Genomic DNA, 22410 nt, shown 5'->3' with positions numbered 1-22410 from the left:
TTCCGTTCTTTTCTCTATTATAACAAAGCGTGGTTATGATTCGGCGTCTATAAATAAGAAAAAGCTGTTGAGAAATGACTTTCTCAACAGCCTGAAAAACGCAACGGACTTTCCGTTGCGTTTTTACGTGTGGTCGTTATTATAAATTGCATAAATAATTTGCTTTTCACCAAAACGATCAACAGCCGTTTCCTTATTCATCCCGACACTTTCCAGCAAGCGACAAGATCGAGTGTTTGCCGCTTGCGTTTCTGCAACGACCTTTTTTAGATGAAGGTTTTGAAATGCATACTGCAAAACAGCACTGACTACTTCTTTCCCATATCCCTTTCCCCACCATTCAGGAAGTAGTTGATATGAGACCTCTTCATTGATTTGATCATGATGTAACGCGATTGAAACCATTCCAATAAAAGATCCCGTCCTCTTCTCAATGACAGTCGCAAAACGCCCCTCATCCGGCTCGTCTAAGCGTTTAATCAAACGTTTAATTAACGCTTCCTCCACGGGCCCACCTAAATACCTTCGAACTTGTTCATCTTGATAGACTCTCAAAACACCTTGTCGATCGCACGCCTTTAAAGTACGAAGTTTACACCGATTCGTTTCAAGATTCATAGACATTCCCCCTATAAAGTTGATCTTCTTCAACCATACAGCGTATCGATCTATGCTACACTAAACGCTATACAAAAAATGAGGAGAGTAGTGAATGCAGTACAACCAGCTATTTCAAAATAAACGTTTACAAGCAGTGCTTGACCAACTTCCTATTTCTGTATTCGTTGCCGACCATGAAGGCTTTGTCGTTTGGAATAATCACATTAGCGCAGAAGGCATTGGCCTATCTCAAGCTGAAATGGCTGGTAAACATGTCAGTGATTTAGAAAAACAAGGCATCCTCAATCCTTCTGTTACACGTCTCGCACTCGAACAGAAAAAGCAAATTACTCGTGTACAAGTCATCAATGAACATTTGAAACAACTCATGGTTGCAAAACCGATTTACAACGAAGATGGACAGATCGAATTAATCATCTCTATTAGCCAACAATTTGAACATATCGGACAAGATGATGAAAGCATTGATGAAATCAACGACCTCATTCAAACGTATATTCTCGAATTACACCGCTTTTATATGCAAGCGCCTTCAAGAGAATCTAATAAGCGCGCCGTTACGAAAAGCAAGGCAGCGAAATCTTTAGAACAGAAGGTAACGAGAATATCATCCTTGCCATCTACAGTTCTTTTGACAGGTGAAACAGGCGTTGGGAAAAACTATACTGCACGTACCATTCATGATTACAGCCAAAGACGCTCGAACTCTTTTTTGACGCTGAATTGTAGTACCATCCCAGAATCGTTACTTGAAAGTGAACTGTTCGGTTACGTAAAGGGAGCGTTTAGTGGCGCCAATTCTACCGGGAAGACAGGGCTCGTTCAAATGGCTGAAGGAGGCACATTATTTCTCGATGAAATCGCTGAACTTCCTTATGCCATGCAAGCCAAGCTGTTAGAACTCGTACAAGACAAAACCTTTTTGCCAATCGGAAGCACCGAAAAACGACGAGCAGACATCCGCATTATCGCAGCTACAAATCAAAACCTCGAAACGTTAGTACATCACAAGCAATTTCGCTCTGACTTGTACTACCGTTTAAACGTGTTCCAAATCGAAGTTCCTACATTAAAAGAACGACTTGAAGACCTTCCACTGCTAGCCTATCAATTCGTTCAAAAATTTAATGAAGAATATCATCAACAGAAAAAACTCTCGCGTGAAGCAATCGAAACATTGACACACTATTCTTGGCCAGGGAACATTCGCGAACTCCAACACGCCATTGAGCGTGTGTGTGTGTTTGCTGAGAACGACACGATTTCACCTGAAGACTTTAAGAAAGAGCTTCAATTTACAGACCCTGAACAATCACTCGCTTTTGAAAAGCACGAAAGCGAAACACTCAGCCAATTTCTAGAACGCATCGAGAAAAACGTCATCTTGCAAGCCGCAGACGAACATAGAAATTCTAGAGAAGCCGCCAAAAGCCTTGGCATGTCACAACCTACCTTTTCTAGACGTGTGAGAAAATACGAAACATGAGTCATGCTAACTGGCGCTCGATCAGTCTCGTTCTATCCTAACTACACACCGTACACAGCTTCTTTTAACGTTGTGACTGCCTCTTCCATCTGTTCTTCACTTAACCGCGCAAACCCGATGACGAGGCTCGGATGCGTTGATGTGTAGACTTGTTGATAAAAACGGCTTGTCCCGTAAACTTCTAACCCGAGCGCCTTCGCGCGCTCTAAAATCTCTCGTTCCCCTCGCTCTGATTTAACTGTTACAACAAAGTGCAACCCTGAATTGGCACCAGTAATTTCGATTGTACGTTCGAACGCCTTCTCAAGTTCTTCAATTAAACGCTCTCGCCGCACTCGGTAAAGCTTTGTCATTTTTTTAATATGTTTCTGGTATTCCCCTGTCTCAATGAAGCGCTGCAATGTGAGTTGTGTGAGTGTACTACATGAGGACATAAGAAATGCCAGTTTGTCGCGATACTTTTCAAGAAGAGGAACCGGCAACACCATGTAGCTAATGCGAAGACCCGGTAATAATGACTTTGAAAACGTACCGGTATAAATGACTCGATTGGAACCGTCTAGACTTTGTAGTGACGGCACGGCATCTGCGTCATATATAAATTCGCTATCGTAATCATCTTCGATAATGTACCGATTCTCATTCGTTACCGCCCAGTTCAAAAGCTCGATTCTTCTTGAGATCGGCATAATGATCCCAGTTGGAAATTGATGAGATGGCGTCGTAATCACCGCCGAAACGCGACTCTTTTCTAAATATGACATAGAGACACCTTGGTCATCGAGTGGGACGTACGCCACTGAACGCCCCTCACTTTCGAGCAGATGGCGCAACCGTTGATACCCAGGTTCTTCAATACCATACGTTGTATCTGGATTCATAATAGAAGAAAGCTGCCGCAACAATTGCTGAGTTCCTGATCCGAGAACGATTTGTTCGGGGCGGCATTTCACACCTCTCGTTAAACGCAAAAACCGAGCCAATGTCTGCCTGACGGTATACAACCCTTGTGGATGCACGTAGTTCTCTAGTTGTTTTCGTTCCGCCTTTAGTGCCTGTTGCTCACATTTCAACCAACTATCTAACGGAAACGAGGCATGATCGGCACTCATATGCGAAAACGAAGCAATGTGCTCCTTTGTTTTCTCATCTTCGCGTAAATGCTCTGGAACTTCTTGCAACGCTTCATTTGGCTCCACTTCAAACATCGTGATTTCTTCTACAAAGTAACCCATACGTTCCTTTGCGTACACGTAACCTTCAGCGACCAACTGTTGATACGCAGCATTCACTGAATTAAAGCTCACACTTACATTCGCAGCAAGCTCTCGCTTTGACGGTAACTTATCGTGTGCTTTTAGATTTTTTTGCAATATCGCTTGCTTTAGTTGCTCGTATAGTTGTTGATACAAATACGTTTTACTTCTCGTCCGATCGATTTGAAAGGTAATCATCGTATCCCCTCATCTGGTACCATCAAATTTTTATTTTTGGTGCTTTTTATTTTACAGATATACAGTCAAAATAAAAAGAAAATACTACTTATGGGAGGCATTTATCATGACAGTTCAAACAAACGTAAGCACGGCTGAATGGCAAGAAAAACGAGATCGTTACGTTGCACGAGGTGTTGGAAACGGTAACCGAAACATCGCTGCAAACGGTGAAGGTGCAATTGTTTACGACCAAGATGACAACCGGTACATTGATTTCGCAGGGGCAATCGGTACGATTAACGTCGGTCACAATCATCCGAAAGTCAACGAAGCAATCAAAGCGCAAATTGATCAATTCATTCACCCTGGGTTTAACGTCATGATGTACGCACCGTATATTGAACTGGCAGAAAAACTCTCTCACCTCACACCAGGAGATCACGAGAAAAAAGCCTTGTTCCTAAACTCTGGTGCTGAAGCCGTAGAAAATGCGGTTAAAATGGCTCGTAAATACACTGGTCGTCAAGCGATCGTTACGTTTAACCGAGCCTTTCACGGACGTACGAACATGACGATGAGCATGACGAGTAAAGTAAAGCCTTACAAGTTCGGGTTCGGTCCCTTTGCTCCTGAAGTGTATCAAGCGCCTTACCCGTATCTGTACAAGCGCCCTGAAGAAATGAGTGAAGAGCGTTACACAGACTTCATCATTGAAGAATTTAACAACTTTTTCGTATCACAAGTTGCTCCTGAAACGGTTGCTTGTGTTGTCATGGAGCCAGTACAAGGTGAAGGCGGGTTTATCGTTCCTCCGAAACGCTTCGTACAACACGTCGCTCAATTCTGTAAAGACAATGGCATCGTTTTTGTTGCTGATGAAATCCAAACAGGATTTTCAAGAACGGGTAAATTGTTCGCATCTGAACACTTCGATATTGTTCCAGACCTAGTGACTGTCTCGAAATCAATGGGAGCAGGCGTTCCAATCAGTGGTGTTGTCGGTCGTTCTGCCATCGTTGATGCAGCAGATCCTGGAGAGCTTGGCGGCACGTATGCAGGTAGCCCACTCGGATGCGTCGCAGCACTTGCTGTTCTTGACATTATTGAAGAAGAAAAATTAAATGAGCGCGCTGAACACATCGGTCAAACGATTGAAGATCGTGCGAACGAATGGATGAAAACAGATAACGGCATCGGGGAAATCCGCCGCTTAGGAGCGATGGTGGCCATTGAGCTCGTCACAGATCGCGAAACGAAGACACCTGATAAAGCGCGTACAGCAGCGATTGCAAAGTATGCAAATGAAAATGGATTGCTTCTTCTTACTGCAGGTGTGAATGGAAACGTCGTACGCTTCCTATCCCCACTCGTCATCACAGATGAGCAACTTGCAGAAGGTCTTGATATCGTTCAAGCTGCATTTCAAAACGCGTAAGGAGTGTCATACATGACAGTTACAACAAAGACGATTGAAATCAAAAACCCAGCCACAGGTGAGATTGTAGATACAATCTCCCTGCAGACTGAACAAGACGTTAAAGCAGCGATTGAACGTTCTGAAGCAGGCTACCGCACTTGGTCAAAAACGACCGCTGAAGATCGTAGCAAACGACTTCGTACTTGGTATAACTTAATACTTGAGCACAAAGCAGAACTCGCAGCGCTCATTACAGCTGAAAACGGTAAGCCTTTAAAAGAAGCTGAAGGCGAAGTTGTCTACGGAGCTGGCTATATTGAGTGGTACGCTGAAGAAGCAAAGCGTGTGTACGGTCGAACCGTTCCTGCTTCTTCGACGGAAAAACGAATTGTCGTCACTCGCCAAGCCGTTGGTCCTGTCGCTGCCATTACACCGTGGAACTTCCCTGCTGCGATGATTACGCGTAAAGCAGCACCTGCACTAGCAGCAGGCTGTAGTTTCATTATTAAACCGGCCCCAGACACACCACTTACTGCCATTCGACTCGTTGAATTAGGCCACGAAGCAGGCATTCCTGAAGACGTTTTGCAAGTGGTGAACGGCGATAGCGTCATGATTGGGAAGCAGTTTACGGAAAGCACAATCATTCAGAAAGTAACGTTCACAGGCTCAACAAACGTCGGTAAGCTTCTCATGAAACAGAGCGCCACCACCGTTAAACAAGTATCCATGGAACTTGGTGGTCATGCGCCATTAATTATTGATGAAGATGCAAACCTTGATCTTGCAGTTAAGCAAACCGTTGCATCGAAATATCGCAATGCGGGGCAAACGTGCATTTGCGCAAATCGCCTTATCGTTCACGAAGCGATTAAAGACGAGTTTGCGTCCAAATTAGCTGCAGAAGTTAAATCACTAGAAGTCGGCATCGGTACGAATCCCACAACAGACATCGGCCCGATCATTAACAAAAACGGATTCGATAAAATTGTTAGCCAAATTAACGACGCAAAAGAAAAAGGTGCAAGCATACTCGTAGGTGGTTCTTTTGATCAAGACGAGGAAAAAGGAACCTACTTCGTGCATCCAACCGTTCTTGACGGCGTAACGGATGAGATGACGATCATGCATGAAGAAACCTTCGGTCCCGTTGCACCGATTACGACCTTTACGTCAATTGACGATGCAATCGCGATTGCCAACGATACACCATTCGGCTTAGCTGCTTACTACTTTACAGAGAATTACCGTCGTGGACTCTACATTGCCGAAAACTTAGATTACGGGATTATCGGCTGGAATGACGGTGGTCCGTCTGCTGTACAAGCTCCGTTTGGAGGAATGAAAGAAAGTGGAATCGGTCGCGAAGGTGGCCCTGAAGGAATCGAAGGATACCTCGAGACGAAGTATCTATCGATTGGACTCTAATAGAGTGTGTACGAAGCCCAGATCATATGATCTGGGCTTCTTCTTAATTGGATCCACGTTTCTTCGCAATCATACCTCTCCCTAGCTTCACCTATTGCGAAACGCTTGTCTTCATCAAACGAAGTACTAGAAAATAAAGCCTGCACCTAGGAATAACAATGTCGCGATGATGACCCCTAACACTACGTAAGGCATAATCGTTCGTACTTGCAATACTGGGGATACACCTGTCCCGGCAGAGGTCATAAAAATGGCATCTGAATAAAAACACGCCTGACTACCGAGAGCAACCCCTGACATAATCGCTGCAATCATTAAGGACGGATTCACACCCATCTCAAACGACAAAGGCATAAAGATTGGAGCAACTAGTACGATTAACGCCCAGAAATTCCCTGTAATAAACGCAATAAATCCACACGCCAAAAAGGCGATTAAAGGTAGTAATTGAGGCGATATGAAAACCGTGAACACTTCAATCATATATTCAGATAAACCGAGCTCTCGATTTCCTTCACCGAGCGCTAATGCGAGAAGAATTATAAACGCAAGCGTCGTCATCGTTGTCAGACCTTCTCCAAAGTTGGTCATGAACTGAGTCGGTGTCATGATTCTTTGCGATATGTACATGATTGCTTGAACGACGAGCGCCGCAATGATTCCGTGTATGAGATCATTATCAAAGTACATCATAACAATCACTAGAACGATAATTGGAATAATGAAATTTAACGGGCTTGATTTCTTTACATCCGTATTGATCGTAGCTTTAACAATTGCCGAACCTTTTTCCTCAGGCATCGTCGGACCACCTTGTTCCACACGTTCATAAGCTTTTTTCATTAGCCCTACTTTCGGTAAGAGCCCTACAGCTAGAAGCAATGCAATAATGACTGCAGCAAGCGGATAGAACATGAACGGAATCGCTGCAACATAATCTAAAAATCCGAGATTATAATCATTCACAACACCAACTGCAAAAGCTGACCAGCTTGTAAATGGTACTAGCACACAAATGCATGCACCAGTGGCATTGACGGTATATGCTAAATGTTCACGGGGCACTAGCTTCTTGTCGGTAATGCTTCTCATGGAGGACGACACAGCTAATGCATTCAGATAATCATCAATAAATATAATTAAACCGAGAAACCACGTCGTTAATAGACTCTTCTTAGGAGTTGTCGCGAATCTCGCTAACGTACTCCCGAACCCAAGCAACGACCCTGACTTCTCAAAAATAGCAATCATCGCACCAAATCCAAAAATAATCAACACAAGAAATTGAAACGTATCACTTGCCATCGCCATATACAGGAGTTCAATGAACCCAGTAAAAAAACCTGTCCCATAGAGTAGTAACGCTGATACAAATACCGATAATATGAGCATTTCCTGTAATCGCTTCGTAACGATAATGCCCACAATTAAAATGAGAATGGGTATAACTGACATGATTCCATACTCCAAGATGTTTCCCCCTTATACCTTTTCCTAAGTAAACTGCAAATTATATGCCAAACAAAACTTGATTCAGCAAGGGAAAACTCTCATTTAGTATGTATATATGCATAATGCATGTGTTATCGAATAGCTAAGGCAACGTGACTCTGATCGCTTCATTTTTCCTCAAATTTTCATCCATACAAGTAAAAAGCTTACGCTTTTATGTTTATATTCGATCTAAAGAACCGCTATAAAGCAAGGGGGAAACGAGTTTAGTAAAAAAATTCACTAAAATTGCAATAATTTTGGTTTCAATTATGCTATTTAACGGGTAATATGTACGTAATAGTACTCGTACTTATCTTAATTTCTCTGCTAGAGATTTTTTCTTTAAGGGGGGAACCGGATGCAACCACTCGTACAAGTAACGAACAACATCGACCTACTCCGTAATGAAATGAACACACTTGCCCAAGAGAAGGGCCTGAATAACCCCGACGTACTAGAGAAATCCAGAGAATTAGATCAATTAATTTATGAATTCCTGATTGTGAAGAAGAATTAGGAATTTTTTAAGGGAAGCCGATGGCTTCCCTTTTTTTACGCGTCTGTATTCTTCCATTCCATTAACGTTGCGTATTCTAAAGACTCATGGTCCTTTGGCAAATATCCTTCAAGCACTCTTTGAAATTGAAAGCCTTGCCCTAGTTGAAAGCTCATCACCGGGTCTTGTAAGTCTCCATTAATGACTCGCTGACAGTATTCCTCCGCAGACAACTCTTGAGCATAGCGATGATAGTGAGGGATTCGTCCACCGAACATAATCCCTTTTAGCCCTAACTTTCTACATAGCTGTCTCCGTTGTTCATAGAGACGATGTCCAATTTTACGTCCACGATACGACGGATGAACCACTACATCTGCACCGTAAAGATGGGTTCCATCACCGTTATGATTGTGGAAATAGCCATTACCCGTAATCTCTGATATTGTATGCTGTTTCGCATAATCACTCATATCCACGATGAGACTCGAACAAGAACCGACAATCTTCCCTTCTAATTCCGCAACAAACTGACCGTTTGGAAAATGCTCAAGGTGCTTTTCATAATGCTTTTCTTTGAATACAATCTGTTCGTTCCCGAATCCCTTTGCAGCTAATGCTGCGACATCTATAATATCATTCGGTTTCATTGCTCGTATTAACGGTTCATCCAACGATTCTGTTTTAAGCATGATTATCCTTCCTCTTTTCAGATTTAGCGACGATCTTGATGCTTATAATAAAACTTCATCAATGAAATCCCTTTTTGATAGTGTTGATGGAATGGAATCGTCTGCAATTGGCGTTTCGCTAGCGGAATGGACACGGGCGTATGAGAATAAATGGCTTCAGCTAGTTGTTTACCGAGCATTGAAGACATTGCAGCACCATGTCCTGCATAACCAAACGCATAATATGTTCCATCGTCTAATTGACCGATGTAAGGCAACTTTTCAGTCGTAAATGCAACTTTCCCGCCCCATTCGAATGCAATCTTGCGATCATACAATTGTGGGAAAACCGTCAACATTCCTTTGTGTAAATTTTCGAACAATCGCTTTTGATCTCGTTTTGATGAGCTTCTTCCTGACCCTCCAAAAGCAAGTCGATTGTCTGCCGTACGCCTGAAATAATATAAGAGGTTCTTAGAATCAGCAACGGCACGATCATGTACAATTAGCTTTTCTACGAGCTTTTCTGGCAGTGGTTCTGTAGCAATCATAATGCTTTCAACCGGGACGACCGATCTTTGAATCGTTTTATGCAAGGGTCCAGCATAGCCATTCGTGGCAATGACGAGTTCCTTTGCCGTCACCGTGCCCTTCTCAGTTTTAATGACGACTTGTTGTTTCGAACGCTTGATGGCTAAAGCTTCCGTACGTTCAAAAATCGTTCCTCCGTGCCCTTCGACGGCTTTTGCAAGACCGACCGCATAGTTAAACGGATGAAAGTGAGCGCTTTTTGGATCTACCCTTCCTCCGACGTAAAACGATGTCGCAAGTTCGTTTCGAAGTTCGTTTCGTTCAACGATCTCTACTGTATGATCAAAGTGCTTGTGTAGCACTTCTTGTTCGGCTTTCATCGCATCTAAATCTGCTTCTTTATAAGCCGCATAGAAATCACCATTACGCTTGAAGTCACATTGGATGTTTTGTTCGCGAATGATTTGTTCCACGAGGTTAATCGCATCTAATGATAGTTGGAACATTTCCTTTGCCGCCTGTTCTCCCTTTTTCTCCATCCAATGCTTCATTGAACCGTGATAACCCGTTAACACTTCACCCCCATTTCGACCACTCGCTCCAGAGCCGACATAACTCTGCTCGAGAACAACCGTCTGAATGCCTTGCTTTTGCAAATGGTAGGCGGTCGATAACCCTGTATAACCTGCACCAATTATGACAACATCTGTCGATACATCTTGATCTAACGATGTGCGATGTAGGCGCTGTGTTGATGTTGCTTCCCACATTGATAAAGTTTCCATATTTCCATCTCCTAGATTAAACGATGTGTTAACGTGTCGCTTTCTTTGATCGACTAGACGTAAAGCGTGTGAAAATTAATACAGACAATAATACGAGCGCCATGAGTAAGATGGATAGCGCAGAACCTAACTGCCAATTCATTTCAACGACGAAAGCGTCACGAATCACATTTCCGATCATGACTAAGCGGTTTCCTGTGAGTAAGTCCGTAATCACAAAAACACTAACTGCCGGAATAAATGTCATAAATACACCTGCAATCACCCCAGGCATCGTAATCGGCAATGTTACACGCAAAAACGTTGAAACAGGACCTGCTCCCAAATCTTCTGCAGCTTCTAGATACCTTCGATCTAACTGCTCAATTGACGCATAAATTGGCAAGATCATAAACGGCAAAAACCCATAAACCATCCCAACGACAATTGAAAATGGAGTATATAACATTGTGATTGGCTCTGAGATCAAGCCAATTGATAGCAAGAATTGATTAATCACCCCTTCATTATTTAATAAAATGACCCACGCATATAGACGAATTAACAAGTTACTCCAAAAAGGAATCATAACGAGAATTAACAAGATATTCTTCCATTTACCTGAATGAGCAATAAAGTAAGCAAACGGATAGCCTACGACTAAACAAATAACGGTGGAGACAAATGCCCACACGACCGATTGCCAAATAATCTGTAAATAAAATGGATCAAAAGCTTGAATGTAAGCATCTAAGCTAAACTCATAAATAATGAGACCGTATCCACCATCTGTTGAGAAACTGATCACTGTAATCAGTGCCACCGGAACGACTAAAAAGAGTGTTAACCAGACAATCGCTGGAGAAAGGAGAGCGTAAGCATTCCGAATCGGTTTCATGGACGATCTCCCCCTCTTGATTGAATTTGAATGAGTACTCGTCCAACAATGAGGACGACAATGACGATAAAGATAAGCATAATCGTCGATAAGGCGTTAATTTCAGGAGAGACGCCACGTCGAACCATTGAGTAAATAAGAACAGGTAATGTATTAGAACCAGGGCCTGTTGTGAAAAACGCAACTACAAATTCATCAAGTGAAATCGTAAACGCGAGCAATGACGCTGCCAGTACTCCAGGAAAAATCAGCGGAAATGTAACACGCCAAAATGTTTGCCATTTGTTTGCGCCCAAGTCTTTAGCAGCCTCTTCCATCGCAGGATCAAATCCATGTAACCGTGCCATAACAACGAGCATAACAAAGGAAGTCGCCATAACAACGTGACCCGGAAAGACCGTATTTAAGCCTAGAGTCATTCCGACCATCGCATAAAGCGCGAGCAATGATATGCCGACAACAATTTCAGGCATCGCCACTGGAATGTAGAAGATTACATTCAAAAATCGCTTGCCCGGGAAGTTATAGTGATACAGAGCAATCGCTGCTAACGTACCGAGGATCGTCGAGATAATGGTCGTAACAACAGCAATATAAAGACTATTTTGCACGGCACTTAGAATTTGTCGATTAGAAAAGAGTGATTCATACCACTGCGTTGTAAATCCCGTCCATACCGTACCTACACTCGAATCGTTAAATGAGAATGCCATCACTACAAACAAAGGTATGTAAAAAAACAAAAACACCATAACTGAGAAAATACCGAGTATAATTTTCGTCTTTTTTCTCATTGTCCACACCCGCTATTCTTACGCCGACAATACGATCGCATGCTTCGCATCCCAACCAATAATCATCTCATCTCCCTCTTTTACTGTACGCAACCGATCGCCACTAGCTTGAACGATTAATCGTTGCCCACTCGTTGTTTCACATATAAATTTAATAATCGCACCGGCGTAGATGATTTCTTGTAACGTTGCTGATACAGTAAACGGTGTCGCATTAGACTCATAGAATTGAACGTTCTCAGGACGAATTGAAAAAAGAATCTCATCTCCCTTTTTCACGTCTGGATTATGATTAGCGATCACAAACATGTCTCCGATTGCAACAACAACGTGGTCAACTTGAACTTCTTGCACCTCACCCGATAATACATTGGCTTCACCAATGAAGCTTGCTACAAATGGTGTTCGTGGATGTTCGTAGATTTCTTGAGGCGTCCCTAGCTGTTCAATTTCACCTTTATTCATGACAACGATTCGATCTGACATCGTTAACGCTTCTTCTTGATCATGCGTGACATAAACAAACGTAATCCCTAAGCGTTGTTGCAATTGTTTTAATTCCAATTGCATTTGTTTGCGTAATTTCAAATCAAGCGCACCGAGTGGCTCATCGAGCAATAACACTTTCGGATCATTAACGATCGCTCTTGCGATGGCGACCCGTTGCTGTTGACCACCACTTAATTGCTTTGGACTTCGATCAGCAAACGACTCGAGCTGGACGAGCGCCAGTGCTTCTTTCACTTTTGCTGCAATTTGATCTTTTTTCATCTTCTTCATCTTGAGCCCAAAAGCGACATTTTGAAAAACAGTCATGTGAGGGAATAGCGAGTAGCTTTGAAAGACGGTATTCACGTCGCGTTGATACGGCTCTAATCGCCCCACTTCTTTGTCTGAAAGCCAAATCTCACCTGATGTAGGTGTTTCAAAGCCTGCAATCATCCGTAACGTCGTCGTCTTCCCACACCCAGACGGTCCAAGAATTGTAATAAATTCCTTTGCACGAATGGTTAAATTGAGATTATTGACTGCAATGCCTTCATCAAATGCTTTTGTTACTTGTTTAATTTCTACCATCGTCTCATTCAACCTGAATTCTCCCTTCTTAAAGAAGCCTTCTATGTCACTAGAAGGCTGTTGACTCGTATTCCTATTGTGCTCGAACTTCGTTCCAGATTCGGTTGATTGCTCTCGTTTCATCTTGTGTAGGATCAACATAGTATTCTGATGACTCAGGAATGTCAGGGTACGAAGCTTGATTCGATAACTCTTCTTCTGACATGAGCTCTCTAGCAGCCGCGTTTGGGTTACTGCTCGGAATGTAATCGGTGAGCATCTTACTTACTTCTGCATCTAACATGAAGTTGATAAAGACCTCTGCTGTATACTGACTATTCGCATTCGATGGGATTGCGAAATTATCCATCCAAAGCATGCCACCATCTTCTTCAGGTAAAACATAAGCAATTGCGTCATTCTCTGCCATCGCAATTCCAGCTTGATCGGAATAAGCGAGTGATGCGACCGACTGTCCACTAATGAGTTCAGCTGCTGGTTGAGTCGTATACTTCAAAACGTTCGCATTAAGGTCACCTAAAATCCCTTGTGCTTCTTCTAAGCTAGCATCGTCTAAATCGTTAATGCTTTTACCGAGTCTTTGCAAAGCGAGCGACACAAAGTCTCGAGATGTGTCATGCGCGGTTACTTTGCCAGCATATTCTGGGTCCCAAAGTACTTCCCAACTTGTCGGTGGTTCCTCAAACACTTCTGTGTTGTACGCTAAGCCCGTGCTGCCATAAAGATAAGGAACAGAGTAACGATTCTCTGGATCAAACTCCAGATCTTGAAACTCCTCTGCGATATTTTCAAAGTTCGGAATATTTTCCATGTTAAGCTCTGCAAGTAGATCCATTTGAATCATTCGATCAATAAAATAGTCTGTTGGGATGATAATGTCATAGGAGATTGCACCGCTATTAATTTGGGTAAGCATCTCTTCATTGGACGCATACGTATCATAAATGACCTCTACACCGAACTCTTCTTCAAAATCAGCGAGAATTTGCTCATCAATGTTATGACCCCAGTTAAAGAAATACAACTCGTTAGCAAGCTCCTGCTCACCCCCTGCAACGTCAGAATCTGAGTTTCCACCATTACCACAAGCACTAAGAACAGCAACCCCTAGAAACAATGTACCGATTGCAAACTTGTTCATTTTAAAGACCCCCTTATTTCAAATAATAGGCTAGCAAAGAAAAACTGCGGACACCTCCTTACGTTCATGAATGATCGACTTACGCTTCATAAACGACCTTTCCATCCATGATCGTAAGCGCTGTTTTGATCTCCTTCAATTCACTTTCAGATGATGTGAAGGGGTTTTGCTTTAGCACAATAACGTCAGCAAGCTTGCCTACTTCTAACGTTCCGAGCCGGTCCTCAGTGAAGCTTGCATGTGCAGACCCTTTCGTATAGTGTTGCAACGCGTGTTGAAGTGAAATTTTTTCTTTTGCATTCCAACCCTCTTCAGGAAGACCGTCATCATGCTTTCTCGTAACTGCTCGATAAATTTCTAACCAAGGATCGAGCCCTACAACTGGGAAGTCCGTACCAAAAGCAATTGCTACTCCTTGGTCTTGCAACGTTCGAATCGGCCACGTTAAAGGTTCTCTTTCTTTCCCTAAACGATCAACATACACATTGTCATTAAAGTTTTCTGCTGCTGCTAAATGTTCTGGTTGCATAGACGCAATCACCCCGAGCTGTGCTACCCTCGGTAAATCCGTTTCATGAATGACTTCAATATGCTCAATTGTATGCCTTGAATCTCGTACACCATTTGCAATTTGTGCAGCTTCGTAACAGTCTAGACCGAGTCGAACGGCCCCATCACCACATGCATGCAAGCGCACTCGAAATCCTTCCTTATCAGCCTCAACAACCCATTCTCGTACAACATCTGACGGAATTAGCGTATCTCCAATGGTCTCCTGCTTATCTGAATACGGCTCCACTAAAAGCGCAGTATACGCAATGGGTACACCATCAAGAAACTGCTTTAGCCCATTGAACTTTAGCTTGTCAGTCTTGTACGTGTCACGAAGGTGTTTCGGTTGATTTAAATCTCCATCCAATGCGGACATAAAATGAATCCGCGTCGTAAGTGTCCCTTCTTCTTCGAACGTTCTGTACATCTCTAAATCTCCAAGCGATAACCCTGGTAACGGAAGCATATCGCTAACAGATGTAACCCCATAACTCGCAGCTTTTTCTAGAAATGTCTGCAACAGCTGCCTTCTTTTACTTTCTGACAACGAATCAAACGCTTGTTGAGCGAAACCCATTGCAGTCTCATACAAAAAGCCAGTCGGTTCTCCATACTCATCTTTCACAATTTCACCAAACGGGGGATTTTCACTATCCTTCGTAATGCCTAAAATGTCTAGCGCTTTACTGTTTAACCATGCACCGTGACACTCATCATTGAACAAGAAGACAGGCCGATCTGGAATGAGTCGGTCAAGGGTCGATTTTGTTGGCAACTCATGACGATCCCAATAAATATGATACCAACGAAAACCGAAAATCCATTCATCTTCAGGATGCGCATCAGCAAATACTTTCACCATTTGTGCAGCCTCTTCTTCTGATTTCGCTGCATGAAGTAACACGCTTTGCTCGGATAAACTGCCTGCAAATAAATGAACATGGAAATCGTAGAACCCTGGCATGATCAGTTGATCACCGTATTCATACACGGTCGTTTCATCCGTTATGTAAGATTGAATCGTTTCGTCCTTTAGAACAGCGACGATTTTATTCCCTGAGATTGCTAGACCGCCCGCAAACGGCTGTTCTTCATTTCCTGTAAAAATTGCACGGCTCTTTAATACGATGTCTGCGTTATTCATGTAGGCCCCCTGAACTCAACGGAATTTTTTGTAAAATCCCCACTAAAGATGTCGATTCTTCTACGAAAGCGAATGTGTTTATAGTTCTATTTCTATAGCTTCCTCGTTCAAATGTCCAGTCATTTTTTCAAAAAAGATCGTGCGATAATCTGACATTAATGACATTTCGTCATTTCAAAAGCGCTTTTCTTCATGATGTACGAATGCATATAACGTTTCATTAACAGGTACTGAAATGCCATGTTTTTGCGCCACCTCAATGACTCGTTTTGCAAAATAATCATTCTCACTTTTTCTTTTCGCCTCGATATCTTGCAACATCGATGTTTTTCCACTGTATCCTACTTTCGTCCAAACGTTTTCAAAGAACTCATCAATCATAGATTCTGTAAGAGCAATGTTGCTTGTGTTTGCAACCTGAATAACTTCATTCATCGCCCGCTTACTCACATTCAATAGTTCTTCAGAGTCACGTAAAACTCCGTGTGTCGAGCGCGAGATTGCGGTCACTGCATTTACACCGACGTTCACCATAAATTTATGCCACAATTGACGTTCCATATCGACGGGGACAACCGAAGGGATTTGCGCTCGCTCAAACACAGCTTGTAACTGTTGTACACGTTCGGTGACCTGTTCATTACGTTTTTCACCAAAATACAGAGTTCCAGGATATGTATAGAACACGTCATGAAGGTTTTTTGTTGCATCAATTCCATTCGTCAAGCCATACAATACACGATCTTCACCAAACCGCTCAGATAACTCTCGTTCACTATCAATCCCATTTAATAGCGATAAAAACGTCGTACGTTCATCAACAATGGACTGTGCGAGATCCATCGCTGCATGAAGTTGTGTATTCTTAACAGTAAAGATCACGTAATCGATCTCTTTGTTCACCTCACTTGGTGTGACGTAGTTCAACTTGGTTTCTTTACCGTTTACGTTCATCCCTTCTCGTACGTATCGCTCTTTTCGTTTATCATCCATCACGCAATAAAGTTCTGTCGTTTCGTCTTGGTTTAATAGATTTGTGTAAACAGCACCTACTGCGCCAATCCCGATCATTGCAATGGTCGTCATTGAAACCCCTCCTCGTTCTCGTTTGCTATTCGTAATTCTACCATGATAATGTGACATACATGAAAGGTCGATCTCTCATTCATTGATTCTTAAAACTACTACAGACACTCTCACGAGTCTCTGTATGTATTCAAATTGGAGGAACAAAACGTGTTTACAATTCCATCTCACGTATTAACATTACCGAGTGTTCACCCCATCTGAAGGTTCGATTTGGACAAACGAACACATCTCCAAAAACATGTTACAAGCACACCTTGATCCTTCGTTTGAGGGCGCTACCCGCAATCACCACTTTATTGACAAATCCGCTGCATTTATCTCGACAATCGCTGGCCCACGAATCATTGATTTCGGATGTGGACCTGGTCTTTATACGAAACGCTTTGCAAAACTTGGGCATAACGTGACTGGACTTGATTTTTCTAGTCGCTCAGTTGAATATGCAAAAGCTCATGACAGTCAGAGCACCTATTATGTGCACGATTACCTTCAACCACCTCCAACCGAGATGCTTCATGATTTCGCAACGATGATCTATTGTGATTATGGCGCCTTATCTAAAGAAAATCGCAAAACATTACTGCACAATTTAAAACAAACGCTTACTACTGAAGGTCAGTTATTTCTCGATGTCTTTTCAATGCATCAATACGATGCATTTGAAGAAGCGATGACTTGGGAACATCATCCATCCTCAGGATTTTGGTCCAATGAACCACATCTTACATTAACGAAAAATACCCGTTACACAAAAAACATTACGCTCGAACAAACAGTGGTTACAACAGAAGAAGAAACGGTCGTTCACTACATTTGGAATGAATACTTCACTTTGAAGCAACTAGAGCAAGAGCTCATTGACGCTGGATTTCTTGTTGAAAAATATTTTGATGATGTTTCGGGTACGACTTATACAGGACAAGCACCAACGATTGCAGTCCTTGCCCGAGTAGATAACACACGCTCATAAAAAAACAGCTGCCACCGGCAGCTGTTTCCTTGTTCGATGTAAAGTTTCATACAGATTCATTGTCATCAATTGAATGTTCTAAATGAGGCACCTCAAAAGTGATTGCTTCATCGTCATCTTCTACTTGAATACTTTCTTTTGCGATCAGCATACCTGCAAATGCCGCAAAAAGAAACACACTAATCATACCTACATTCTTCCACACGTTCGTTCACCCCAAACTATGTGCTTACAACTTACAGTATACTCATTCTAAATGGAGGAACAATGGAGCCAATGTGGAGATTATGTGTAGTTTTTAGCTCGTCTTCGTTTTGAACAACAGTAGGGTTAACAACAAGCCAACTAAAGAAAAGACAAACGCTGCTAAAAACGCTGCTTGTACCCCTTCTAAAAAAGCGATTGGATTCGCACCACCCGCTTCTGGGGCAGCTCTTGTAATAAACGAAATAATAAAGATAAGACCGATCGAACCACCGAATTGTCGTACGGTATTCGTAATTGCTGTTCCGTGAGAAATCCATTCATTCGGAAGTGCATTTAATGCCGCTGTCGTAAGCGGCATATTAATCATCGCAATGCCTGCCATAAAGACCATGAACAATAATGCTGTGACGACGACGGGAGTCTCTTGGGACAAGATGAATACGTAACTTATTGAAGAGCTACATAACAACACAAACCCGATTAGCGCTAGACGAAGTCCTCCATAACGATCGAACCATTTCCCTGCTACGAGTGACATAACAGCGAGCGTAATCGCTCCAGGAAAGATAATTAATCCCGAATGAAAAGCTGAATACAACTGAACATTTTGTACATACATCGGCAAGATCGTCTCTCCAGCGATCAATAAACTAAATGACAGCGTTGTAATGACAATGACCAATGCAAACAATGGCGAACGAAACGTACGCAACTCAAGTACGGGGGTTTCAAGTCTAAACTGACGGATGACAAAGAGGATGAGCGCCAAAAACCCGACCCAAATTAAAATCGTAGCCAATGCAGAGTCATCGGTACTGTTCACTCCGTACAAAATCCCACCAAAAGCGAGAGTAGATAGTAAAATCGACGATATATCAATGCTCGTCGGACGCTGCTTCGTAACGTTTTCCATAAAGAAATAAATAAGTACGAGTAAAAAAAGCGCGAGGGGCAACGTGAGAACAAATACCGCTCGCCACGTAAATGCTTCGATTAGCACGCCTGAAATGACTGGACCAATTGCAGGAGCAACGTTAATGACGAGTCCAACGAGCCCCATTGCATATCCCCGTTGTTCTCGAGGGTACACGAGTAACAAAATCGTCTGCATGAGTGGCATCATCATGCCAGATCCAGCGCCCTGCAACACCCTCCCGACGAGGAGCGTTTCAAAATTCGGTGCTATCGCTGCAACAAATGTTCCTGCCAAAAAACTCAACACAGCAGCCATTAATAGCGCTCTCGCTGTAAAGCGATCGATTAAGTACGCCGTAATCGGAACGAGAATCGCGATTGATAACATAAAAATTGTCGTTAACCATTGAACTTCTGTTGCGTTGATTTGAAAGTCAGACATAATCTGTGGGAAAGCGGTGATTAATAAAAACTGATTTAGTACACTCAAAAAAGACGTGGATAGTAAGATCCCGACGAGTAAACGCCTCTTCTTCGGAGTCAAATGCCTCACCTTCCCCTCATAAAGTTGCTTTGAACACGTAATTCAGTCCATAAAAAAAGGCAGAGACCTTGTGATCTCCACCTTGCTTTTACGATGTGCCACGCTCGACGAGTTGCAACAGCTCTTTATCAGGACCGTGAAAAAGGATCATCGTTCCACCATCTAACGTTGGTTTTGGTGTATCCGTTAGGAATGTGACTCCCTTTTCTTTCAGCTTCTCTACTTCCTCATCTAAACGCTCCACTGTAAATGCAATATGGTTGATCACACTCTTCGTTTCATAATTTCCTAAATCAACTTTATCCCGAATCAATTCAATCTCAACGCCTGGCTCATTTTCTAGATAAAGAAACGCCATTTCACGTGTTTCATTCTCTCCTTTAAGCCGTACGTTAAACCCAAAACAACGATGATAAAATTCAATGGAATGTGCTAAGTCATTGACTACGAGTGCAACATGTTCGATTTTTTTAATCATCTTTGATCCTCCTGACTTCTATTGATTTTTCTTCGTCTTAGCTAAGATTACATATGCCCCTAATGCGAGTAGCGAAGTACTAAACAAGATCAGCCCCATCGGTACCGCTGAACCTTCATTTAATCCAACAAGCGGCGCCACGACGGCTCCAATAAGTAGCGGGAATACACCAAGCAACGCGCTTGCACTCCCTGCCCGGTGGCCTTGTTTTGCAATAGCTAGCGTAAATGAGCTCGTCAAAATCATTCCCATTCCCGTCATATAGACAAAGATTGGAATCACAATGGCAGCGAGTGGCGCTTCAATCGCCGTCATGACGAACAAAATGAACGTGGCACTCACCCCAATGATAAGCGCTGTAAACAACAGTGTTCGTTCACGAATGATGCCACTAAAGCGTCCGATGACGTACGAACCAATGATCATCGCAAGCCCATTAATTCCGAACAACACGCTAAACAGTTGTGGGCTCACATCGTAAATGCCTTGATAAACAAACGGTGTTCCTGCTACATACGCAAAGCTTCCGCCATGTGCAAACCCTAACGCAAGAGCAAACCCCATAAACGTCCGGTCTTTTAACAACTCATAAAAAGTTGACACGATATGTTTAAAGGAACTTGGTGAACGCTTTGTTTCTGGCAGTGTTTCTTTTAAGCTAAAATAAACAATTCCAACGACAATCAAGCCGAGGAACGACAACGTATAGAAAATTCCATCCCATTCAAACGCTGGAATTGCAAGGAGTGCACCACCTGCAATCGGCGCAACAATAGGAGCAACGGCATTAATAACCATCAGTAATGCAAAGAACTTCGTTAACGCTTTTCCATCAAACACATCTCGAACCACAGCTCGAGAGACAACTAACCCTGCTGCCGCTGTGAATCCTTGAAGAAAGCGTCCAACAATAAGGGTTTCAATGTTTTGGGCTACCGCACAGAGCAATGAGGCAAGCACAAATAACAACACAGAAATCATAAGCGGCATTCGACGCCCTTTTGCATCACTGATCGGCCCAATTACGAGTTGCCCGATTGCAAGTCCTAATAAACAAGCCGTTAAACTTGCTTGCACAAGGGATTGTGATGTCGACAAATCGCTGGCAATGTCGGGAAAAGCAGGTAAATACATATCGATATTAAGCGGTCCGAGCACCGTCAACATGCTCAATATTAACGCTAGTGCGTACCGCTTCTTCCCGGTCGGGTTTTCATTCATTACTGGAGTTACCTTTCTTTTTGAACTATTCTATAAGTGTAGCATGCAGCTTTATTGAAAAGGGGACAATCATGACAAAAAAAATAATTGTAGACGTCGATACTGGCATTGACGACGCTCTCGGGCTATTGCTACTCGCTCATCAACCCAACGTAGACGTTCTTGGTGTATCGGTCGTATCCGGCAACATTTCACTACATAAAGCCATTTGCAACACACATAAAGTATTGGATTTGATTGGCTTAGACGTTCCGATCTTTGCAGGTGCCAATCAACCACTCGTACGACAAGCATTTTTTGAACATGCGGTTCACGGTGATGATGGAATCGGAGGTGCCCTCCACGACGTACCGTTTATCGATCGCACTGAGAAAGAATCCGCATGGGACTATCTCATTCGCATTACGCATGACTATCCTGGTGAAATCACCCTCGTTCTTACCGGGCCAATGACGAACTTTGCGCTTGCCTTACAGCAGGATCCTTCAATCGCACATCGCCTAAAAGAGGTCGTCTTTATGGGCGGTGCTGTGAATGGGAACGGCAATGTAACTCCTGCTGCTGAATTTAACATGTATGTTGATCCAGAAGCTGCCAAGCTAGTCCTTCATTCCGGTGTTCCACTGACAATGATTGGTTTAGATGTTACAGAACAAGCCCTGATGTCAAAAGAGGACGTAGAGTCCCTAAAAGGAACGAGCTATTATTCATTTATTCGAGAAGCAACAGCTATTTATTTCAACGTTTCCTGGGAGCGAAATCGTTTAAAAGAAATTGCGATGCACGACCCACTCGCCATTGCCGTAGCAATCGGCAAACCTTTCGTGACGACGTTCCCTTACTACGTCGATGTGGAAACGAACAGCACGCTATGTGACGGTCAAACGGTCTGTGATTATAAAAACGGACTACAGCGAACCCCGAACGTACACGTCGCGAAACACGTTGATGCCAAAGCATTTATCACGGATTACATCCAGCACGTTGGCTCACGCAAATAAATCTTACGCTCACGATTTCGTAATCGTGGGCTTTT

The 22410-nt window shown here is 42.9% G+C and carries 21 protein-coding genes; 6 read left to right on the top strand and 15 right to left on the bottom strand.

Features of this window, described 5'->3' with window-relative positions:
- Positions 1-123: 123 nt before the first annotated feature.
- Complete coding sequence (locus JOD17_RS15895; RefSeq protein WP_204698935.1) at positions 124-618, bottom strand: GNAT family N-acetyltransferase; 495 nt, start codon at positions 616-618, stop codon at positions 124-126.
- 94 nt (positions 619-712) lie between these two features.
- Here JOD17_RS15895 and JOD17_RS15890 point away from each other — a divergent pair, with 94 nt between their 5' ends.
- Complete coding sequence (locus JOD17_RS15890; protein WP_204698934.1) at positions 713-2107, top strand: sigma-54 interaction domain-containing protein; 1395 nt, start codon at positions 713-715, stop codon at positions 2105-2107.
- 41 nt (positions 2108-2148) lie between these two features.
- Here JOD17_RS15890 and gabR read toward each other — a convergent pair whose 3' ends face one another.
- A complete protein-coding gene (gabR, locus tag JOD17_RS15885; RefSeq protein ID WP_204698933.1) occupies positions 2149-3561 on the bottom strand; it encodes a MocR-like transcriptional regulator GabR in 1413 nt (470 codons plus the stop codon).
- 106 nt (positions 3562-3667) lie between these two features.
- On the opposite strand from gabR, the gene gabT reads away from it, so the two are divergent.
- Complete coding sequence (gene gabT / locus JOD17_RS15880) at positions 3668-4978, top strand: 4-aminobutyrate--2-oxoglutarate transaminase (RefSeq protein ID WP_204698931.1); 1311 nt, start codon at positions 3668-3670, stop codon at positions 4976-4978.
- Between the two features lie 12 nt (positions 4979-4990).
- The gene (locus JOD17_RS15875; protein WP_204698930.1) at positions 4991-6388 is read left to right on the top strand and encodes an NAD-dependent succinate-semialdehyde dehydrogenase; all 1398 of its coding nucleotides are present in this window, start codon (positions 4991-4993) and stop codon (positions 6386-6388) included.
- Between the two features lie 126 nt (positions 6389-6514).
- On the opposite strand, the gene JOD17_RS15870 is transcribed toward JOD17_RS15875, so the two are convergent.
- Complete coding sequence (locus JOD17_RS15870) at positions 6515-7858, bottom strand: Na+/H+ antiporter NhaC family protein (protein ID WP_204698929.1); 1344 nt, start codon at positions 7856-7858, stop codon at positions 6515-6517.
- A 382-nt stretch (positions 7859-8240) separates the two neighbouring features.
- Between JOD17_RS15870 and JOD17_RS15865 the strand changes: the two genes are divergently transcribed.
- Positions 8241-8399: an aspartyl-phosphate phosphatase Spo0E family protein gene (locus JOD17_RS15865; protein ID WP_081831659.1), complete on the top strand. Its 159-nt coding sequence runs from the start codon at positions 8241-8243 to the stop codon at positions 8397-8399.
- A 35-nt stretch (positions 8400-8434) separates the two neighbouring features.
- Here the strand turns inward: JOD17_RS15865 and JOD17_RS15860 are convergent, their stop codons facing one another.
- The 8 genes from JOD17_RS15860 to JOD17_RS15825 all read right to left on the bottom strand — a co-directional run bounded on the left by JOD17_RS15860 (position 8435) and on the right by JOD17_RS15825 (position 17036).
- A complete protein-coding gene (locus JOD17_RS15860) occupies positions 8435-9070 on the bottom strand; it encodes a GNAT family N-acetyltransferase (RefSeq protein ID WP_204698928.1) in 636 nt (211 codons plus the stop codon).
- A gap of 23 nt (positions 9071-9093) precedes the next feature.
- Positions 9094-10365 (bottom strand): NAD(P)/FAD-dependent oxidoreductase, encoded by a 1272-nt coding sequence (locus JOD17_RS15855; RefSeq protein WP_204698927.1) that lies wholly within the window; start codon positions 10363-10365, stop codon positions 9094-9096.
- A gap of 28 nt (positions 10366-10393) precedes the next feature.
- Entirely contained in the window at positions 10394-11242 is an 849-nt protein-coding gene (locus tag JOD17_RS15850; protein ID WP_204698926.1) for an ABC transporter permease, read from the bottom strand.
- Entirely contained in the window at positions 11239-12036 is a 798-nt protein-coding gene (locus tag JOD17_RS15845) for an ABC transporter permease (RefSeq protein ID WP_204698925.1), read from the bottom strand. Before JOD17_RS15845 ends, JOD17_RS15850 begins: the two co-directional genes overlap by 4 nt.
- Positions 12037-12054: 18 nt before the next feature.
- Positions 12055-13125 (bottom strand): ABC transporter ATP-binding protein, encoded by a 1071-nt coding sequence (locus tag JOD17_RS15840; protein WP_420827946.1) that lies wholly within the window; start codon positions 13123-13125, stop codon positions 12055-12057.
- A gap of 61 nt (positions 13126-13186) precedes the next feature.
- Positions 13187-14254 (bottom strand): ABC transporter substrate-binding protein, encoded by a 1068-nt coding sequence (locus tag JOD17_RS15835; protein WP_204698923.1) that lies wholly within the window; start codon positions 14252-14254, stop codon positions 13187-13189.
- A gap of 79 nt (positions 14255-14333) precedes the next feature.
- Positions 14334-15950: an amidohydrolase gene (locus JOD17_RS15830; protein WP_204698921.1), complete on the bottom strand. Its 1617-nt coding sequence runs from the start codon at positions 15948-15950 to the stop codon at positions 14334-14336.
- Positions 15951-16124: 174 nt separating this feature from the next.
- On the bottom strand, positions 16125-17036 hold the full coding sequence (locus tag JOD17_RS15825) for a ketopantoate reductase family protein (protein WP_204698919.1): 912 nt from the start codon (positions 17034-17036) through the stop codon (positions 16125-16127).
- 187 nt (positions 17037-17223) lie between these two features.
- Here JOD17_RS15825 and JOD17_RS15820 point away from each other — a divergent pair, with 187 nt between their 5' ends.
- Complete coding sequence (locus JOD17_RS15820; RefSeq protein WP_204698918.1) at positions 17224-18009, top strand: methyltransferase domain-containing protein; 786 nt, start codon at positions 17224-17226, stop codon at positions 18007-18009.
- 46 nt (positions 18010-18055) lie between these two features.
- Here the strand turns inward: JOD17_RS15820 and JOD17_RS15815 are convergent, their stop codons facing one another.
- From JOD17_RS15815 to JOD17_RS15800, 4 genes are all read right to left on the bottom strand, one after another.
- A complete protein-coding gene (locus JOD17_RS15815) occupies positions 18056-18214 on the bottom strand; it encodes a hypothetical protein (protein WP_169966568.1) in 159 nt (52 codons plus the stop codon).
- A 93-nt stretch (positions 18215-18307) separates the two neighbouring features.
- Positions 18308-19684 carry a DHA2 family efflux MFS transporter permease subunit gene (locus JOD17_RS15810; RefSeq protein ID WP_204698917.1) on the bottom strand — a complete coding sequence of 459 codons (1377 nt, stop codon included), beginning with the start codon at positions 19682-19684 and terminating at the stop codon, positions 18308-18310.
- A gap of 79 nt (positions 19685-19763) precedes the next feature.
- The gene (locus JOD17_RS15805; protein ID WP_204698916.1) at positions 19764-20153 is read right to left on the bottom strand and encodes a VOC family protein; all 390 of its coding nucleotides are present in this window, start codon (positions 20151-20153) and stop codon (positions 19764-19766) included.
- Between the two features lie 18 nt (positions 20154-20171).
- The gene (locus tag JOD17_RS15800) at positions 20172-21374 is read right to left on the bottom strand and encodes a multidrug effflux MFS transporter (RefSeq protein WP_204698915.1); all 1203 of its coding nucleotides are present in this window, start codon (positions 21372-21374) and stop codon (positions 20172-20174) included.
- A gap of 71 nt (positions 21375-21445) precedes the next feature.
- On the opposite strand from JOD17_RS15800, the gene JOD17_RS15795 reads away from it, so the two are divergent.
- Positions 21446-22375: a nucleoside hydrolase gene (locus tag JOD17_RS15795; RefSeq protein WP_204698914.1), complete on the top strand. Its 930-nt coding sequence runs from the start codon at positions 21446-21448 to the stop codon at positions 22373-22375.
- The last annotated feature ends 35 nt before the right edge of the window (positions 22376-22410 follow it).

This window comes from Geomicrobium sediminis (genome assembly GCF_016908595.1).
Taxonomy (GTDB): Bacteria; Bacillota; Bacilli; order Bacillales; family Marinococcaceae; genus Geomicrobium_A; species Geomicrobium_A sediminis.
This window is presented reverse-complemented; position numbering and strand designations above follow the sequence as displayed.

Coding starts and splice junctions, on each gene's coding strand:
- JOD17_RS15895 (WP_204698935.1), bottom strand. CDS start 618: ATGAATCTTGAAACGAATCGGTGTAAACTTCGTACTTTAAAGGCGTGC.
- JOD17_RS15890 (WP_204698934.1), top strand. CDS start 713: ATGCAGTACAACCAGCTATTTCAAAATAAACGTTTACAAGCAGTGCTT.
- gabR (WP_204698933.1), bottom strand. CDS start 3,561: ATGATTACCTTTCAAATCGATCGGACGAGAAGTAAAACGTATTTGTAT.
- gabT (WP_204698931.1), top strand. CDS start 3,668: ATGACAGTTCAAACAAACGTAAGCACGGCTGAATGGCAAGAAAAACGA.
- JOD17_RS15875 (WP_204698930.1), top strand. CDS start 4,991: ATGACAGTTACAACAAAGACGATTGAAATCAAAAACCCAGCCACAGGT.
- JOD17_RS15865 (WP_081831659.1), top strand. CDS start 8,241: ATGCAACCACTCGTACAAGTAACGAACAACATCGACCTACTCCGTAAT.
- JOD17_RS15860 (WP_204698928.1), bottom strand. CDS start 9,070: ATGCTTAAAACAGAATCGTTGGATGAACCGTTAATACGAGCAATGAAA.
- JOD17_RS15855 (WP_204698927.1), bottom strand. CDS start 10,365: ATGGAAACTTTATCAATGTGGGAAGCAACATCAACACAGCGCCTACAT.
- JOD17_RS15850 (WP_204698926.1), bottom strand. CDS start 11,242: ATGAAACCGATTCGGAATGCTTACGCTCTCCTTTCTCCAGCGATTGTC.
- JOD17_RS15845 (WP_204698925.1), bottom strand. CDS start 12,036: ATGAGAAAAAAGACGAAAATTATACTCGGTATTTTCTCAGTTATGGTG.
- JOD17_RS15835 (WP_204698923.1), bottom strand. CDS start 14,254: ATGAACAAGTTTGCAATCGGTACATTGTTTCTAGGGGTTGCTGTTCTT.
- JOD17_RS15830 (WP_204698921.1), bottom strand. CDS start 15,950: ATGAATAACGCAGACATCGTATTAAAGAGCCGTGCAATTTTTACAGGA.
- JOD17_RS15825 (WP_204698919.1), bottom strand. CDS start 17,036: ATGACGACCATTGCAATGATCGGGATTGGCGCAGTAGGTGCTGTTTAC.
- JOD17_RS15805 (WP_204698916.1), bottom strand. CDS start 20,153: ATGATTAAAAAAATCGAACATGTTGCACTCGTAGTCAATGACTTAGCA.
- JOD17_RS15800 (WP_204698915.1), bottom strand. CDS start 21,374: ATGAATGAAAACCCGACCGGGAAGAAGCGGTACGCACTAGCGTTAATA.
- JOD17_RS15795 (WP_204698914.1), top strand. CDS start 21,446: ATGACAAAAAAAATAATTGTAGACGTCGATACTGGCATTGACGACGCT.